The organism is Fusobacterium perfoetens (genome assembly GCF_021531595.1).
In the GTDB taxonomy this organism is placed as follows: domain Bacteria; phylum Fusobacteriota; class Fusobacteriia; order Fusobacteriales; family Fusobacteriaceae; genus Fusobacterium_B.
The window spans coordinates 140,882-157,558 of sequence record NZ_JADYUD010000003.1; the positions used below are offsets into that span (position 1 = coordinate 140,882).

General features: G+C 28.7%; 14 protein-coding genes and 2 riboswitches. Of the genes, 8 read left to right on the forward strand and 6 right to left on the reverse strand.

The annotated features are described in order from the left end of the window. Positions 1-5: 5 nt before the first annotated feature. Both I6E17_RS02800 and I6E17_RS02805 read left to right on the forward strand, forming a co-directional pair. Entirely contained in the window at positions 6-824 is an 819-nt protein-coding gene (locus I6E17_RS02800) for an MBL fold metallo-hydrolase (protein WP_235235426.1), read from the forward strand. 52 nt (positions 825-876) lie between these two features. Then, the gene (locus I6E17_RS02805; RefSeq protein WP_235235428.1) at positions 877-1,191 is read left to right on the forward strand and encodes a rhodanese-like domain-containing protein; all 315 of its coding nucleotides are present in this window, start codon (positions 877-879) and stop codon (positions 1,189-1,191) included. Positions 1,192-1,420: 229 nt separating this feature from the next. On the opposite strand, the gene I6E17_RS02810 is transcribed toward I6E17_RS02805, so the two are convergent. Continuing rightward, entirely contained in the window at positions 1,421-2,023 is a 603-nt protein-coding gene (locus tag I6E17_RS02810) for a hypothetical protein (RefSeq protein ID WP_235235430.1), read from the reverse strand. A gap of 201 nt (positions 2,024-2,224) precedes the next feature. Here I6E17_RS02810 and I6E17_RS02815 point away from each other — a divergent pair, with 201 nt between their 5' ends. Both I6E17_RS02815 and groL read left to right on the forward strand, forming a co-directional pair. Next, positions 2,225-2,494, forward strand: a complete 270-nt coding sequence (locus I6E17_RS02815; protein ID WP_176828940.1) for a co-chaperone GroES — start codon at positions 2,225-2,227, stop codon at positions 2,492-2,494. A gap of 47 nt (positions 2,495-2,541) precedes the next feature. Beyond that, positions 2,542-4,152: a chaperonin GroEL gene (gene groL, locus I6E17_RS02820; protein WP_235235432.1), complete on the forward strand. Its 1,611-nt coding sequence runs from the start codon at positions 2,542-2,544 to the stop codon at positions 4,150-4,152. A 252-nt stretch (positions 4,153-4,404) separates the two neighbouring features. On the opposite strand, the gene I6E17_RS02825 is transcribed toward groL, so the two are convergent. Then, positions 4,405-5,658 carry an MFS transporter gene (locus I6E17_RS02825; protein WP_176828938.1) on the reverse strand — a complete coding sequence of 418 codons (1,254 nt, stop codon included), beginning with the start codon at positions 5,656-5,658 and terminating at the stop codon, positions 4,405-4,407. A 39-nt stretch (positions 5,659-5,697) separates the two neighbouring features. Further along, positions 5,698-6,675, reverse strand: coding sequence for a sugar phosphate isomerase/epimerase family protein (locus I6E17_RS02830; protein ID WP_176828937.1), 978 nt, complete (start codon positions 6,673-6,675; stop codon positions 5,698-5,700). 243 nt (positions 6,676-6,918) lie between these two features. Here I6E17_RS02830 and I6E17_RS02835 point away from each other — a divergent pair, with 243 nt between their 5' ends. From I6E17_RS02835 to I6E17_RS02850, 4 genes are all read left to right on the forward strand, one after another. Further along, complete coding sequence (locus I6E17_RS02835) at positions 6,919-8,223, forward strand: alanine/glycine:cation symporter family protein (protein WP_176828936.1); 1,305 nt, start codon at positions 6,919-6,921, stop codon at positions 8,221-8,223. A 13-nt stretch (positions 8,224-8,236) separates the two neighbouring features. Beyond that, a complete protein-coding gene (locus tag I6E17_RS02840; RefSeq protein WP_176828935.1) occupies positions 8,237-9,004 on the forward strand; it encodes a DeoR/GlpR family DNA-binding transcription regulator in 768 nt (255 codons plus the stop codon). A gap of 300 nt (positions 9,005-9,304) precedes the next feature. Next, positions 9,305-9,994 (forward strand): MerR family transcriptional regulator, encoded by a 690-nt coding sequence (locus I6E17_RS02845; RefSeq protein WP_235235434.1) that lies wholly within the window; start codon positions 9,305-9,307, stop codon positions 9,992-9,994. Between the two features lie 61 nt (positions 9,995-10,055). After that, positions 10,056-11,012, forward strand: coding sequence for a hypothetical protein (locus I6E17_RS02850; RefSeq protein WP_235235436.1), 957 nt, complete (start codon positions 10,056-10,058; stop codon positions 11,010-11,012). 273 nt (positions 11,013-11,285) lie between these two features. On the opposite strand, the gene I6E17_RS02855 is transcribed toward I6E17_RS02850, so the two are convergent. The 3 genes from I6E17_RS02855 to I6E17_RS02865 form a co-directional block, all read right to left on the reverse strand. Continuing rightward, entirely contained in the window at positions 11,286-12,416 is a 1,131-nt protein-coding gene (locus I6E17_RS02855) for an ABC transporter ATP-binding protein (RefSeq protein ID WP_176828928.1), read from the reverse strand. 201 nt (positions 12,417-12,617) lie between these two features. Further along, positions 12,618-14,558 carry a [FeFe] hydrogenase, group A gene (locus I6E17_RS02860; RefSeq protein ID WP_176828927.1) on the reverse strand — a complete coding sequence of 647 codons (1,941 nt, stop codon included), beginning with the start codon at positions 14,556-14,558 and terminating at the stop codon, positions 12,618-12,620. A 373-nt stretch (positions 14,559-14,931) separates the two neighbouring features. Then, positions 14,932-16,245, reverse strand: a complete 1,314-nt coding sequence (locus I6E17_RS02865; RefSeq protein ID WP_235235438.1) for an NCS2 family permease — start codon at positions 16,243-16,245, stop codon at positions 14,932-14,934. A 57-nt stretch (positions 16,246-16,302) separates the two neighbouring features. Continuing rightward, positions 16,303-16,399: riboswitch (purine riboswitch) on the reverse strand. A 136-nt stretch (positions 16,400-16,535) separates the two neighbouring features. Further along, positions 16,536-16,612, forward strand: a riboswitch (ZMP/ZTP riboswitch). Positions 16,613-16,677: the final 65 nt, after the last annotated feature.

Sequence of the window (16,677 nt, forward strand, 5' to 3'; positions counted from 1 at the left end):
AAAAAATGGAAAATATAAAATATGGACTTCTTGGATATGGAGGTGCTTTTTCTTCTGATGAAGAAAATCTAAATAATTCATTTTACTTAAAAGTAAAAGATGATAATAAAGATGAAATATTTTTAATAGATTGTGGAGAAATGAATTTTCATAAAGTTAAAAATCTAATAGAGGAATTAAAGGAAGGAAAAGTTAATGTATATATAACTCATCTTCATCCAGATCATATAGGCGGGTTGACAACTTTGTATTTTTATATGAAAATTATAAGACCAAATATAGAATTTAAAATTTTTTCTCCAGGGAAAAAATCAGCAGAGGAAATAAAAATATTAATGAGGCTAATGGGAGCTGATAAAGAAGGTATAGATAGAACAGTTGAATATTTTTCAGAGACCTTTGTGGCAAAGTATACTGATGGGGAAATATTATTTAAAGGTCATACAGTAAAACATTCTGAAAATATGGAATCTTTTGGATATGAAATTCTATTGAAAAAAGGAAATGAACAAAAAACTTTATGGTTTTCAGGAGACTGTTCTTTAAGCCAAAATAGTGAGATAAAAAATATAATAGAAAAGGCAGATATAGTTTTTCATGAGATGACAATATATAAAACTCCTGTTCATACTAATGCAGAAGAATATATAAAATTTTATTCAAAAGAAATTTGTGAAAAAACAATTCCTATGCATTTAGGAAACGAAGAACTTGAAAAAGTAAAAGAAATTATGAAAAGAAAAAATATAAGTATAGATTTTATAGAAAAATTTTATTCTAATAAAAGGGAAATAGAAGATTTTAAAAGTATGGAGATAGACTAAATTTGCTCCTTGATGTATAATATACTAAAAAAGTATTTAAAGGAGTAAAATAATGAAAGAATTATATAAAAGAATATCACAAGAAAAAGCAAAAGAAATGATGGAAGATTTAAAAGAATATATCATATTAGATGTGAGAACAAAAGCAGAATATGAAAGTGGTCATATAAAAGGTGCAGTGAATGTTCCAAATGAAGAGATTTATGATGAAGAAATTTTAGATATAGATTTTGATACTCCCATTTTTGTTTATTGCAGAAGTGGACATAGAAGTTTAAATGCGTCAGCAAAGCTTGGACTTATTGGCTATACAAATATTTATGAATTTGGTGGTATAAATACATGGAAATATGAAATAGAAATATAAAAAAGAGATATTTTGTGTTAGTATAAGATGAAATGAGCTGTAAAAAATCAAAATTTTTTTGCATTTTATTTAAATATACAGTATAATAATAAATGAACAGGGTTAAAATATAAAATTTTTTTATAAATTATGATAATTCTCTCCCCTAAGAGATTTATAAAATATGAGTTAAAATTCAAAGAAGGGATTGCTTCACAGCAATCCCTTCTTTGATTCTATAAATAAATTTTTAAAAATTTTTTAAAGATAATTTATCATATTCAACTTCATTTAAAATTAATTCTTCATCAGAAGCAATATTTTTTAATTTTACTGAAGAATTATTTTTTATAATTTCAAAGCATGTAGATGAATGAATATTTTTTTCATCTTTTAAAGTGATATATTTTCTTGTAACTTTTTCATTCTTATCATTAACAAAAGAAATTACTCTTTCATCAGGACTGATATTTTCTTTTTGGATATTTTCAAAATATTCCATAGACATATTTTCTCTTTTAGCAAAGACTTCAAAAGAATATAGAATAGATTGAAATTCACAATTTATAAAAACATCAGTTACATGTTTTTTTTGAGAATATATAGAGATATAATCTATTTCTTTTACTTTAAGATTTTTTTCTTTTATCAGTTCGTCAATTTCTTCTAAAATAATTTCTTTTACTTTAGGAAGCATTTCTTTATTTAGATCATCAATATTTGTGGTATATTTAATAGTACAGTTATCATCTAAAATTTTTGAGATTTTTTTTAATCTTATATTTGCAATTTTTGCTTCTATATTCTTTTCTTTTATTAAATCTTCTTTAAATCTTTTTAAAATTAAATTCATATAATCTCCTAGTATTTAAATATTTTTTTATATTATATTTTAATTTTTTGATGAATACAACATATTTTTATTATATAAAATTTTTTATAAAAATCTTGACATTAAGGATAAAAAGATATATTATTAATATGTTGTTAGCAATCACTAACATAGAGTGCTAAATAAAAAAATAACTTTTAAGATATAAGGAGGATTTTTAAGATGAGTATAAGACCGATAGGAAATAGAGTTTTAATAAAAGCTATTAAGACAGAAGAAAAAACAATAGGAGGAATAATTCTTACTCCCTCTTCTTCAAAAGTTAATCCAAATGTAGGAGAAGTTATTGCAGTGGGAAATGGAGAAGAAGTAAAAGTTTTAAAAGTAGGTGACCATATTATTCATTCAGAATATGCAGGAACAAAAGTAAAAGATAACAATGAAGAATATATTATAATAGATTTTGATGCTGTTCTTGGAATTATAGAATAAAATTATTCTGATAAATTTATGAGAATAATTTTTAGGAGGTATTTAAAATGGCAAAATTAATAAAATTTAATGAAGATGCAAGAAAAAAATTAGAAGCAGGTGTAGATGCTCTTGCTAATGCAGTTAAAATAACTTTAGGACCAAAGGGAAGAAATGTTATTCTTGAAAAAGCATATGGTTCACCTCTTATTACAAATGATGGTGTATCTATTGCAAGAGAAATAGAACTTGAAGATCCTTTTGAAAATCTTGGAGCAAAACTTATAAAAGAAGTAGCTACAAAGGCAAATGATGTGGCAGGAGATGGAACTACAACAGCAACAATTTTAGCTCAGAATATAGTTAAAGAAGGACTTAAAATTGTAAGTGCTGGAGCAAATCCTATGTTTATTAAAAAAGGTATAGATAAAGCAGCTAAAGAAGTTGTAAGAAATCTTCAAGAAAAAGCTAAAAAAGTTCAGTCAAATAGTGAGATTGAACAAGTAGCTTCTATATCTGCAGGAGATAATGAAATAGGAAAACTTATTGCTGAAGCTATGGCAAAAGTAGGAGAAACAGGTGTAATTACAGTTGAAGAAGCTAAATCACTTGAAACAACTCTTGAAGTTGTGGAAGGAATGCAGTTTGATAAAGGATATATTTCACCACATATGGTAACAGATCCTGTAAGAATGGAAGCTGTTCTTGAAAATCCATATGTTTTAATCACTGATAAAAAGATTTCAAGTATGAAAGATCTTCTTCCTCTTCTTGAAAAGATAGTTCAAGCTTCAAAACCTCTTCTTATTATAGCAGATGATCTTGAAGGAGAAGCTCTTACAACTCTTGTAATAAATAATCTTCGTGGAACATTAAATGTTGCTGCAGTAAAAGCTCCTGCTTTTGGAGACAGAAGAAAAGCAATGCTTGAAGATATAGCTGTTTTAACAGGAGGTACTGTTGTAAGTGAAGAAATGGGAATGAAACTTGAAGAGGTTGGTCTTGAAGTTTTAGGTTCTGCTAAAAAAATTAAAGTAACTAAAGATAATACAACTATTGTTGATGGTGGAGGAAAATCAGAAGCTATATCAGATAGAATCAGTCAAATTAAAGCTCAAATTGGTGAAACATCTTCATCTTATGATATTGAAAAAATGCAGGAAAGAATTGCTAAACTTTCAGGAGGAGTTGCAGTTATAAAAGTGGGAGCTGTAACAGAAACTGAAATGAAAGATAAAAAACTTAGAATAGAAGATGCTCTTAATGCAACAAAAGCAGCAGTTGAAGAAGGTATAGTTCCAGGTGGAGGAGTTGCATTTATAGAAATTTTAAAAGCAATGGAAAACTTTAAGCTTGAAGGAGAAGAAGGAATGGGAGTTGAAATAGTTAAAAAAGCTCTTATGAGTCCTTTAAAACAAATTGCTATAAATGCAGGACTTGATGGAGGAGTTGTTGCTGAAAAAGTTAAAAATCTTCCTGATGGATTTGGACTTGATGCTTCAAAAGAAGAATATGTTGATATGATGGCAGAAGGAATTATAGATCCTGCTAAAGTTACAAGATCAGCAATTCAAAATGCTGCATCTATTGCATCACTTATTCTTACAACAGAAGTTGTTGTTGCAGATAAAAAAGAACCTACTCAAGTTCCAGCAGGACACCCTGATATGATGATGTAATTTTTATATCTTAAATTAAAGCTAAAAAAACTAAATTTAAAATATAGTCATATAATATTATATTTTAAAGGCAGTATTTTTAATAAATTTATTTCTTTCAATCAAAAAATAAAAAGACAGTTTTGCAGGCTGTCTTTTTATTTTTTTGGAAAATATTTTTAGTAATCAAAAAAATATATAAAAAATTAAAAGAGAGAACTAAATATGTTTAATTCTCTCTTCGGATAATAAGTGTTAAGGGCTTAATTAAATTTATTCTTTTGTTTGTCTTTTTTTAATTTCTTTTATTAAGAAGTAGCTGATGAAAAATCCGATAACTGCTATTGTGGCCATAATCATAAAGACTTTCATATAACCTGATATTCCAGGGTTTGTATCAAGAATTCTTCCATAAATAATGGCTATGAATGCTCCTGGCAGATATCCTATAAATGATCCAAGTGACATTGCAGCTCCTGTTAATTGTTTAGGTACATTAATTTCGTCCATAGGAGCAAAGAAAATAGCTCTCATACAGAAAACAAATGCTGAAATAATAAGAGATATTATCATAGTAACATATACACTCATAGAACCATGAGGAAGTAAAGTATAAGCTCCAAGTGAGATAGCTGAGATTACAAACATGATTCTTATAAATTTAGTAGCTGAATGAGTAACTTTATCAGAAATAATTCCTCCAATAGGTCCTCCTACCATTTTTAATCCATACATATTTATTATTCCATAAGCTGATGCAAGAGCAGCTGGAATATTATATGCTTCTCTTAAGAAAGGAACAAGATATTTAAGACCTGAGTATAAACAGTAAATCATAAATATATTAACTGATACAAGCCAGACACCTTTATCTGTGAAGATATCCTTAATGCTTGATTTTTCTTTCTTATTTTCTTTTTCAGAGCTTTCTTCTTTTTTATCATCTTCAACTGTTATATAAGCAAGGACTCCTGCTATTATTGAAATTGCACTGAAGAATATAATAGAACATCTGAAACCAAAAGCATTACTTCCCATAGCTACAAAAATTGCAAGTGCTGAAAAATTTACAATTGTATCAGTAAGTCCACGCCCTGTTTCTAAGAAACCAAACATTCTTCCTTGTTCTTCTTTTGTTCCAAGAAGTCTTATTGTTTTAAGAACAGTCGGCCAGCAAAGCATATCTGTAAAAATAGCACACATACAGAAAAGGACAACTAAAACTGAAAACTGAGGGTATGTTGAAATAATTCCTCCTGTAATTCCATTTGCAATAAGGGCAAAGGCAATCATCTTTCTTTTTGAAAATTTATCACTTATATATGTTGCAGCTAAAAATCCAAATTGTGAAATCCAACCAGCTACACTATAAATAAATCCTATTTGAGTATGAGATAATCCCATAAAATCTTGCATTTGTACATAGAAAGCATCCATTAAGAAATAAACTTTATACATAGTTCCGCTTATTAACATCATAACCAAAAGAGTTATGAATTTCTGTTTTTGTGTTTTTATAGTCTCCATTTTTTCTCCTTTATAAAAATATTAAAAATGAAATTAAAATTATTTACCACAATATTTATCTCTAAGAGCTTTTAATGCTTTGTAACCTTTTTCTGCTCCTTTTAACTGGTCTTCCATCATTTTTTCCATAAACTCTTCTGATACTGCTTTGTGAGGGAAGTAATAATCAAGAGGTTTTATAATATTTCTATCATAAGGTGCTTCTTCAACTTTAAATGCTCCTTCTCCAACTTTTTCAATTCCTCCTGTTCCAGGTTCTCTTTTAAATGGTGTACAGTAAGGGAAACACATTTCCATATTTATTCTTGTAAGAGGAGATTTTTCAACCATAATTTTAAAACAAGTATCTAAGTCAATATTTCCTTCTCCTACAGGAACACCACAAACTACATATCCATAAGGTGCATCTTTATCTTCTACAATTATATGATCTTTGAAATGTGTGCAGTAAGCGTATGGAGCCATAATTTCAGCAGCATGAACAGGATCTTCCCAAACCATCATTGAATTTCCAAAATCGTAATGAACTCCAACCCAGCAAGAATTTACTTCTTTCACTATTTTTACAACTTCTTCTGCTGTTTCATATTCATGATTTTCTAAAGCTATTTTGATTCTATATTTTTTTAACTCAGGAACAATATTTTTTAAGTCTTGTAAAGTTTGCTCATATGCAGCAGCATCAAATTTATTAAATCTGATATAAGTTCTTATTACATCAGCACCAATATGATGTGCAACTCTTAGAGCTCTTTTCATATCAGCTTCTGAAGTTCCGTTTGTATCAATTTCGGCATAAAGTCCGTATTTTTTTATTTCGTCTCTAATGGCATCAAGATTTTCTTTTGTGTCATCTCCCACTTGTCCAAGAGCTTTATCAATTCCCCAACCAGGAATGATATTAAGTTCAACTCCTTCAAATCCTATTTCAGCAGCCTTTCTGATAAAATCTAAAACATTCATTTTTCCATATTGGAAAAAAAGGTGGAAACTTTCTGTTTCTATTCCTATTTTCATAATAAAATCCTCCTTGCGTGTCTATATTTTATAATTTTTATATCAGTATTATATAAGTATCTTATATAAATGTCAAATTTTTTTGAATAAATATTTACAAAAATGTGTTGATGTGGTATAAAAATAATATAAAATCAACATAAAATATATAAAAAGATGATATAAACTTTTCAAGAAAATATAAACTTTTTATGGTATAATTTTTATACCTGTTTATTAAAAATTAAATGGGGGGATATTATTATGTTAGAAAAAATAGCAAATTTTATTTGGGGAGATTGGCTTGTAGCACTTATATTTATTACTGGAATACGGTATACATTTCTTTTGAAAGGGATTCAGTTTAAAAAATTTCCCTATATTTTAAAGAAAACTTTTTTTGTTAAAAGAAAAGAAGAAGATAAAAATAAAATAACACCAATTCAAGCATTAACAGCTGCCCTTGGCAGTTGTATAGGAAATGGAAATATTGTTGGAGTTGCTACTGCAGTTATGTTTGGAGGACCAGGAGCTTTATTTTGGATGTGGATTGCAGCATGTATAGGTATGGCAGTAAAATATGGAGAAATAACTTTTGGAATAAAATTTAGAGAAAAAAATGATATAGGAGAATATAATGGTGGTCCTATGTACTATATCTCTAAAGGACTTAATATGAAATTTTTAGGAATTTTATATGGAGTTCTTCTTCTTATTCAAAATTCAGGAGGAACTTTAATTCAAGGAAATGTAATTAAAGATATTTTCTTTGACTTTTTAAAAATAACTCCTGTGATGACTTCAATAATAGTTGTGTTATTTATAGGATTTGTCATTGCTGGTGGGTTTAAAAGACTTGTAAAAACAATGGATAAAATTGTGCCTTTTATGACTTGTTTTTATTTTTTAGCTGGTCTTTTAATTATAGGAATAAATATAGAAAGAATACCTGAATTATTTAAAATTATATTTGAATCAGCATTTGGAATGATGCCTGCAGTTGCTGGGACACTAGGATTTACAGTAAAACAGTCTCTTCGTTATGGAATTTCTCGTGGAATTTACTCTAATGAAGCAGGAGAAGGAACAGCAGCTATATTTTATTCAAAAATAACAGCAAAAGAAAATGAAGATTATGGACTTTATGGGATAATGGAAGTCTTTATAGATACAATAATAGTTTGCTCTATTTCTGGAATAGTAGCATTATTATATATTGATTATTCTCAGATTTTAAGTCCAACACAAGTTATGATAAATGCATTTCAAAGCGTTCACTATAGTTTTAGATATTTTCTTGGAGTTTCAATGGTCCTTTTTGGAATGACATCTGTTCTTGGACAATGGATACTAGGAAGAGAATCTTTTAAAAGTATAGTTGATAATTTTACAGTTGGAAAAGATTATGGGAAATACTATGATATTATTTTTCTTATAATATTATGTTTAGCTCCTCATTTTTCTTTTCAAACTGTTTGGTATATACAGGATATTGCTTTAGGATTACTCATTCTCCCTAATTTATTTGCCCTTAATAAATTAGGAAAATTGATAAAAATAAATAAATAAAAGAGGTGAGAAAATGCTTGCAGAAGAGCGTAGAAAAAAAATTATTGAAGAATTAAAAGAAGTAAAAGTTATAAAAGCTGCAGAACTTGCAGAAAAATATGAAGTAGGTGTTGAAACTATAAGAAGAGATTTTGACGCCTTAGAAAAGCAAGGAAATCTAAAAAAAATATATGGTGGAGCAACTCTTCCTGAAAAAGAAAAACAGGAGAGAAAAGATTTTAATTACAGCACAAGAATGAATTCTGAAATTTTAGAAAAAATGGAAATAGCTAGAAAAGCTGTAAAATTTATAGAAGAAAAAGATACTATTTTTTTAAATGATAGTTCTACAAATATTTATCTTGCAAAAGAACTTAGAGGAAAGGTAAAGGAAATTACTGTAATTACAAATTCTTTAACAATTGCATCTGAATTAAGTGAGATGAAAGATTTTACTGTTATTCTTGCTGGTGGATTTTTAGATAATGAAGAAAAAGCATTTTTTGGAGCAGTTTCTGAAAATATAATTTCTCAGTTTATAGTAAATAAAGCTTTTTTAAGTGTAAGCAGTATTTCTTTACAAGATGGACTTACTGATTTTCCTTTGAAAGAAGTAGATATTCAAAAAACGATGATAAAACATTCAAAAGAACTTATAATTCTTGCTAACAGTCAAAAATTTGAAACATCGGCTCTTATAAAAGTAAGTGATTTAAAAAGTATAAAAGTTGTAATTACAGACTCAAAGCTTGATAAAAATATTTATGAATCTTATAAAGAAAATGGGATAGAAATTATTTAAAATAAGAAATAAATTTCTTGACTTGTTAGTAGGTACAAAGTATACCATAAGATTGATAATATTAAATTAATTTGTTAATATTATTGTCAATCCTTAGACCTCTAAAGTTTTAGAGGTCTTCCCCAATAATTTTTATATAATTATTGACTTGTTAGTTAGTGATAAGCTTATAATAAATGCATGTTAAAAAGGCTAACTTTTTAATAATAATTTCTCTCTAAGGACTCCCGTAGACTTCTCAACTACAAAAGGGAGTCCTTTCTCATTATATTTTTAAAAAGAAAGGAAATTTTAAAACTCATGGAAAAAGATGAAAAAGAATATTTAACTTTAGGAGAGGTAGCAGAAATCTTAAAAATTAATAAAACTACTTTAAGATATTACAATAGAGAAGGATTAATTGAATTTGAAAGAGATGGAGAAAATAATTATAGATATTACAGAAAAAATCAAATTGATAATTTTAGAGTAATATTAAATCTTAGAAAAGTAGGTTTTTCATTAGAAGAAATAAAAGAATTTAAAAAATATTTTCTAAATAAAGAATATGGCTCTATTGCTAAAATGCTGGATAAGAAATTAAAAGAATATGAAGATGAAATAAAAGAAACAGAAAATAAAATTGATATATTGAAAGAAAGTAAGAAATATATGATATATTTAGATGAAATTTCAGAAATAAATCCTGAATACATTTTAATTGATTTAAAAACCAAATCTCTGTCTAAAACAAAAGAAGAGATTTTTATCATTAAAGAAATAGAAGGAAAATTATATGGAATTTTATATGTAAGTAAAAAAATTTCAGATAAAATAGCAGTGGAACATCTTTATAAAAACCTGGAAGAAAGAAAATATATTGAAGCTGGAGACCTTTTTATAGAAGTGGTAAAACCTTTTAAAGAATTAAGCAAAGAAGATGCAAAGATAAAAATTTTTAAAATTCCAATAAAACCATTGACTTGTCACCAAGTGACAGGATTAGAATAAATTATCTGAGATATAAAAAAATCTTAGATAAGAGTAAAATTTTTTGAGGGAGGACTTTATTATGAAAAAAATTACTTTATTACTTGGTGCATTATCACTTATATCTTCAGTTGCTTATGCAAAAGAAGTTGTTCCTGCTGTTGAAGAAGTAGCAGTTACTGAAACTCCTGTTGAGGTTGCAGCAGCTCCAATGTTAAGAGTTACAAATGTTGGTCAATATGTTGAGTTTGATAATACTTCTGGTGGAGAGAATATTGGAGAGGGAGTTCATTTTGCTAACTTTGTTGGATTAGAATACGGAGACGATTGGACATTCAATTTCATGGCAAGAAAAACTTGGTCAATGGATACAGATGATGGAATTCACTCTAAAGATCATAGACTTGATTTAGATGCTTGGAGACATTTTGGAGATAACTTCTCTTTAGGATTTAGATTCAGAAACCAAGATGACTTTGACAGATACTACTTAAGAACTAAATATTCTTATGGAATGTTCTCAGGATGGATTGATGCAGCTTATCAATCAAATAATGGAGCAGATGATCATGAAGATGCTTATTATGTAGAAGCAATGCCAGTTGTTTTAACTTATGGACCAGCTTATATCGGATATTATTTTGAAGCAGATACAATAGCAGTTAATACTAAAGCACATGCTGTAGATAAATTTGGTAAAGATACTTCAGATTCTGGTTTTGAACATTGGTGGAGACAGCAATTAAGAGTAGGAACTACTTTATATTCTGGAGAAAAATTAAATGTTGGATTAGAGTATAGATGGCAGTTTGATACTGATGCAGAATACGATATGAAATATAGAAATGACGGATACGATGTAATTGACACTAACCATATTTTTGTATTATCAGCTGGATATAATGTAACTGAAAACTTTAATATCAATGGATACTACCAATATGAATTAAGAGATTGGGAAAGAGAAGGAGACAATAAATCTGCTAAAGACGACAATTATTATGGTGAGTTTTGCATAGGATGGAATTATACATTCTAGTTTGAGTTAAAAAATTAATTAGCCAATCCAGACTTAAAAGATAAATACAGAAACAGGTACTAATCTTAGTACCTGTTTTTATTTTACTCTTTTTTATTCTTTTAGTTAAATTATAAATTTTTTCATAATACAATTATATTTTATTGTAAAAAAGAAACTATTATAAATTAAAGATTAAAAATCCTCAAAATATAATAGTTTCTTTTTTAGGTATATTTATTTTTACTTAGGCATGAATATGTGGTGCAAAACTTCAAAATTACTTTTTTAAATTTATAAAGTTAAGTTTTCTTCAGTTTCTGCATCAAAAATATGAGCTCTTTTTACATTAAAGAAAAATTCCCCTATTTCTCCATATTTAATGTTTTCACTTTTTCTTGCTTCTATTCTTGATGTAAATTCAATTCCATCAATATTAAAATATATAAATTCTTCATTTCCCATATGTTCTACTACACTTACATCTCCTTTTAAGAAATTTACTTTTTCTCCCTCAGGATGTGTAATTTTATTACCTATATTCTCTGGTCTTATTCCTAATACTACTTTTTTACCTATATATGATTTTACTTTTTCTCCCATATCTTCAGGCAATATTACATGTCTTTGGTTTCCAAAAATAAATATTATATTTTTTCCATCTGTTTCTATTGCTCCTTCAACAAAATTCATTGCAGGGCTTCCTATAAATCCTGCTACGAATTTATTTGCTGGTTTGTGATATAAATTTAATGGTGTATCTACTTGCATTATCTTTCCGTAATTTAAAACACAGATTCTGTCTCCCATTGTCATAGCTTCAACTTGGTCATGTGTTACATAAATCATTGTTGCTGTCTGACCTTCTGCTTTAAGTTGTTTATGAAGCTGTGTTATTTTTACTCTCATTGATACTCTAAGTTTTGCATCTAAGTTTGATAAAGGTTCGTCAAATAAAAATACATCAGGTTTTCTTACAATTGCTCTTCCTACTGCTACCCTTTGTCTTTGTCCTCCTGACATTTCTTTTGGTTTTCTATCAAGAAGAGGTGTTATTTCTAATTTTTCTGCAGCCTCTTTAACTCTTCTGTCTATTTCATCTTTAGGAACTTTAGCCATTTTAAGTCCAAAAGACATATTTTCATAAACAGTCATATGAGGATATAATGCATAGTTTTGGAATACCATTGCAATTCCTCTGTCTTTAGGAGGTAAATCATTAACTAATTTATCTCCTATCCAAATTTCTCCACCAGTAATTTCTTCAAGTCCTGCTATCATTCTTAATGTTGTAGATTTAGCACAACCAGAAGGACCTACAAAAACCATAAATTCCCCGTCTTTAATATCTAAATCTATTCCGTGAACGGCTTTAAAGCCATTTGGATATTGTTTTTCTACTTTTTTTAATGTTACTTTAGCCATATTGCAATTTTCCTCCAGGAATAGAAATTTTTTTCATAAATACCTTTGAAATTATATATTCTTCCTTTTAAGTTATAGGAAATTATATAACTTTTTTATTTAATATTAAAGAAGAACTTTAAAAAATATTTAATTTTTATTAAAAAAGAAAGACTGTAAACAAATATTGTTTACAGTCTTATATTTATACAAATACTAAAATTATTTTAATTTAGGGAAATATTTAGTATGTAATAATTCATGTGCTTTACGGCTCATTGGATAATCAAGATATTTATCATAAATTTCTTTTACTGATGGATTTTCATGAGCTCTTCTGATTGGTAAACCTTCATCAATGCTGTTTAAACCTTCAGCTCTTTTCTTTAATACTTCCATTTTCTTAAGAGCTTTAGGTTGTCCTCCACCACCGATACATCCACCTTTACATGCCATGATTTCAATAGCGTGATAGAATTCTTCTCCTGCTCTTATTTTGTCAAGCATTTTTCCTGCTTCTTCAAGTCCGTGAGCAATACCTATTCTAAGTTCAATATGTCCTATTTTAAGGTCAGCACTTCTGAATCCTTCCCAACCTCTTAATTCGTGGAATTCAATGTTATCTAATTTTTCTCCTGTAATCATTTCAACAGTTGTTCTTGTAGCAGCTTCAATAACTCCACCAGTTCTTCCGAAGATAATTCCTGCTCCAGAATATTCTCCTAAAGGATTATCAAATTCTTCATCTTCAAGTTCTTTTAAATCTATATTAGATTCTTTGAATATTTTTATTAATTCTCTTGTAGTGATAACGAAGTCAGTGTCATAGTTATCTCCTCTTGAGAATTCTTGTCTTGAAGCTTCATATTTTTTAGCAAGACATGGCATTATAGCTACAACAGAGATATGTTCTCTAGTAAGTCCAAGTCCTTTTCCCCATATATCTTTTGCAACAGTAGAGAAAATTTCCATAGGTGATTTTACAGATGAAGGTACATCTAACATATCTGGATAATTTTGTTCAAAGAATTTTATCCATGCAGGGCAGCAAGATGTAAGTATTGGAAGTTTAACAGTATCGTCACCTTTATAGAATCTTTCAAGTCTTGATTGGAATTCAGTTGCTTCTTCCATTACAGTAAGGTCAGCAGCCCAGCTTGTGTCAAATACATAGTCAACACCTATTTTCTTAAGTGCAGCAACTAATTTTTTCTCCACATTTACACCAGGTTCAAAACCAAAAGCTTCTCCGATTGCTACTCTAACAGCAGGAGCAATTTGTGCTACAACTGTTTTATTAGGAGTTGCAATATTTCTTAATAATTGAAGTGTATGATCTCCTTCAAAGATAGCACTTACAGGACATGCAATAACACATTGTCCACAGTGAGTACATTTAGTGTTGTCAATAGTATGTTTCTTTTTAAGTTCTCCAGAAATACAGTGAACAGGACATACTCTTGCACAAGCTGTACATCCAATACATTTATCTGTTATTCTGAATTTTAAAAGTTGTATACATTGACCTGCAGGACAGTTTCCTTCTTCAATGTGTTCTTCAAATTCATGATAGAATTTATCAATTGATTCTAATACAAGGTTATGAGTTTGGTGAAGAGTTTCCTTTATAGTTGAACAAAGTTGTCTTAAAAGGAAAATATCTCTCATGTTTGCTTTTCCTTTTGATATTCTGTCAAGAACTCTCCATGTTCTTTCTATTTCATATTGAACTCTTGAATATTCAAGATATCCTCTTTGCTGAAGTTTTCCTAATAAAAATTCAATATAGAATTTAGAGAAAGATATTATACAGTCTTCTTCAGAAAGTACAATAATATTTCTATGAGTATTTTTATTAAATAAAGAGAAATCTAAAGGTTTTGTAAGAGATTCTTCAGTAAGGAATCCTCCGAATGGTAAACCGAACTGAGCAGCTTTAAATTTTTTACCTCCTACAATTCCACCAGCTAATTGTATTAAATCTGCAAGAGATCCATTTTCAGGCATATCATAAACACCAGGGTTACATACTCTTCCTGAAATAGCAACTGCGTTTTGACCTTCCTGAATAGCTTTCTTTAGCTCTTCCTCTCCAGTAGTAGCAAATACAGATCCAACTGTACTTTGAATTATTATTTGTTTGTTACTAGAACTATTTAACATTTTACCTCCCTAACTAATCTTCTAGTCATATTGCTCTTATTATACCTTTTTTTTTAAAAAAATGGAATAGAAAAATTAAATTAAACTTAACATACTAATAAATGGACATTATTTTGGTAAAAAACTGATCTTTTTATATCTGAAAAAGCTTTGTACATTTTTTATAATTCATTAAAATAAAAATTATTATATTAAAAAAATTAAAAATAAAGATGATAAAAAAAGTCAGAAATTTTAAATATAAAAATGAAATAGTCACAAATATATCTGTCAAAATATATAAAAAATTTTAAATATAACTGAACAAAAAGAAAATAAAAAAGAGGCAGATTACTAATAGAATCTGTCCTCTTTTCAATTTAATTAATATTTATTATCCAAGCATCATAGCCATTTTTCTTAAAAGTCCTGAAACTTCTAAGAATGAGAATACAGCAACAACCCAAAGAATAGGTTTTACTGTTCCTGCTTTCCCTACAAATATTTTAATTGCAACATAAGATATAAATCCAAATGCAATACCAATAGAAATACTGTATGCTAAAGGCATCATAATTATTGTTAAGAAACAAGGAATTGCTGTTTCAAGATCTCTTAAGTTTATATCTAAAAGATTTTTGAACATAAATACTCCAACTATAATTAAAGCAGGAGCAGTAGCAAATCCTGGAACTACTCCGATGATTGGAGAGAAGAATAAAGTAAGAATAAACATAACAGCTGTTGTTACAGATGTAAGTCCAGTTCTTCCTCCAGCAGCAATACCAGATGCAGATTCAACGAAAGTAGTAACTGTAGATGTTCCAAGTACAGAACCTATCATAGTAGAAGCAGCATCTACTTCTAATATTTTATCAATTTTTTCAACTTTACCATTTTCATCTATAAGTCCTGCTTCATTAGCACAAGCAAGTAAAGTTCCTAAAGAGTCAAATAAGTCTACGAAAACGAAAGAGAAAATAGAACCTAAAAGAGCTGGTCTTAAAGCTCCAAGTATATCTAATTTAAAAGCTACAGGCATTATGCTTGGAGGCATAGCAACTACAGCTGAAGGGATTGAAATTTCTCCCATTATAATTCCTAATATAGTAGTAACAACTATTCCAAGAAGGATTCCACCTTTCATTCTTTTAACTTCTAAGAAAGCCATTACAGTGAATCCAATTACTCCAAGAATAACTGGTTTTGTAAATTGTCCAAGCCCAACAAGTGTTGCTGGATTTGCAACAATAAGTCCCATTGTCTGCATACCTAGAAAAGCAATGAATAATCCTATTCCAGCTCCAACAGCAAGTCTCATTTCAACAGGGATAGCTTCAATAAGAGCTTTTCTTACTCCTGTTACTGTTAAGATAACAAATACAACACCAGATAAAAATACAACTCCCAATGCTTCCTGCCAAGTAGCTCCCTGCCCTATAACAACTGTATAAGTAAAGAAAGCGTTAAGTCCCATTCCAGGTGCCATTGCAAATGGAGCATTTACCCAAAGACCAGTAAGTCCTGTACCAATTGCTGCAGAAAGACAAGTTGCAGTAATAAGAGCTCCTCTTTCCATTCCTGTTGCTGAAAGCATAACTGGGTTAACAAAAACGATATAAGCCATTGTAAGGAATGTAGTTATTCCTGCAATGATTTCCTGTTTTGCCGTTGTGTGATAATGTGACAATTTGAAAAACTTTTCCATTTTACCTCCTGTTATTTTAAATAAATATAAAAAGACCTGCAAAAAACAGGTCTCCATTTAACTAAGATTTGAGACCATAGATATACTGTTACGGCAGTATGTAGAGACATCTTTCCAATTAAAGACCTATATGGTGCATTATTCAATACTCATATATGTTAAGGTATATTATTTATTTTGTCAAGAAAATAAAAAACAGTTCTCTGTGATTTTACCATTAAATTATATGGCATTTACACTTAGAACAGAAACATTTTTTTTGACAAAAAAATCTTTTCATGGTATTATTTTATTAGTTATATGACTGACGGAAGTGGATAACCACATGAAGTATAACATTAAATCGCCGACCGTCTGGGCAGAGAAAGCTCGGAGTGTCGGTTTTTTTAGTCTGGCACGAGATTTTTCTTTATCTTATTTAATTAAAAATTT

What these genes read in the sequence shown, in the direction of transcription:
- I6E17_RS02800 (WP_235235426.1), top strand. Translation starts at nt 6, where the DNA reads ATGGAAAATATAAAATATGGACTTCTTGGATATGGAGGTGCTTTTTCT.
- I6E17_RS02805 (WP_235235428.1), top strand. Translation starts at nt 877, where the DNA reads ATGAAAGAATTATATAAAAGAATATCACAAGAAAAAGCAAAAGAAATG.
- I6E17_RS02810 (WP_235235430.1), bottom strand. Translation starts at nt 2,023, where the DNA reads ATGAATTTAATTTTAAAAAGATTTAAAGAAGATTTAATAAAAGAAAAG.
- I6E17_RS02815 (WP_176828940.1), top strand. Translation starts at nt 2,225, where the DNA reads ATGAGTATAAGACCGATAGGAAATAGAGTTTTAATAAAAGCTATTAAG.
- groL (WP_235235432.1), top strand. Translation starts at nt 2,542, where the DNA reads ATGGCAAAATTAATAAAATTTAATGAAGATGCAAGAAAAAAATTAGAA.
- I6E17_RS02825 (WP_176828938.1), bottom strand. Translation starts at nt 5,658, where the DNA reads ATGGAGACTATAAAAACACAAAAACAGAAATTCATAACTCTTTTGGTT.
- I6E17_RS02830 (WP_176828937.1), bottom strand. Translation starts at nt 6,675, where the DNA reads ATGAAAATAGGAATAGAAACAGAAAGTTTCCACCTTTTTTTCCAATAT.
- I6E17_RS02835 (WP_176828936.1), top strand. Translation starts at nt 6,919, where the DNA reads ATGTTAGAAAAAATAGCAAATTTTATTTGGGGAGATTGGCTTGTAGCA.
- I6E17_RS02840 (WP_176828935.1), top strand. Translation starts at nt 8,237, where the DNA reads ATGCTTGCAGAAGAGCGTAGAAAAAAAATTATTGAAGAATTAAAAGAA.
- I6E17_RS02845 (WP_235235434.1), top strand. Translation starts at nt 9,305, where the DNA reads ATGGAAAAAGATGAAAAAGAATATTTAACTTTAGGAGAGGTAGCAGAA.
- I6E17_RS02850 (WP_235235436.1), top strand. Translation starts at nt 10,056, where the DNA reads ATGAAAAAAATTACTTTATTACTTGGTGCATTATCACTTATATCTTCA.
- I6E17_RS02855 (WP_176828928.1), bottom strand. Translation starts at nt 12,416, where the DNA reads ATGGCTAAAGTAACATTAAAAAAAGTAGAAAAACAATATCCAAATGGC.
- I6E17_RS02860 (WP_176828927.1), bottom strand. Translation starts at nt 14,558, where the DNA reads ATGTTAAATAGTTCTAGTAACAAACAAATAATAATTCAAAGTACAGTT.
- I6E17_RS02865 (WP_235235438.1), bottom strand. Translation starts at nt 16,245, where the DNA reads ATGGAAAAGTTTTTCAAATTGTCACATTATCACACAACGGCAAAACAG.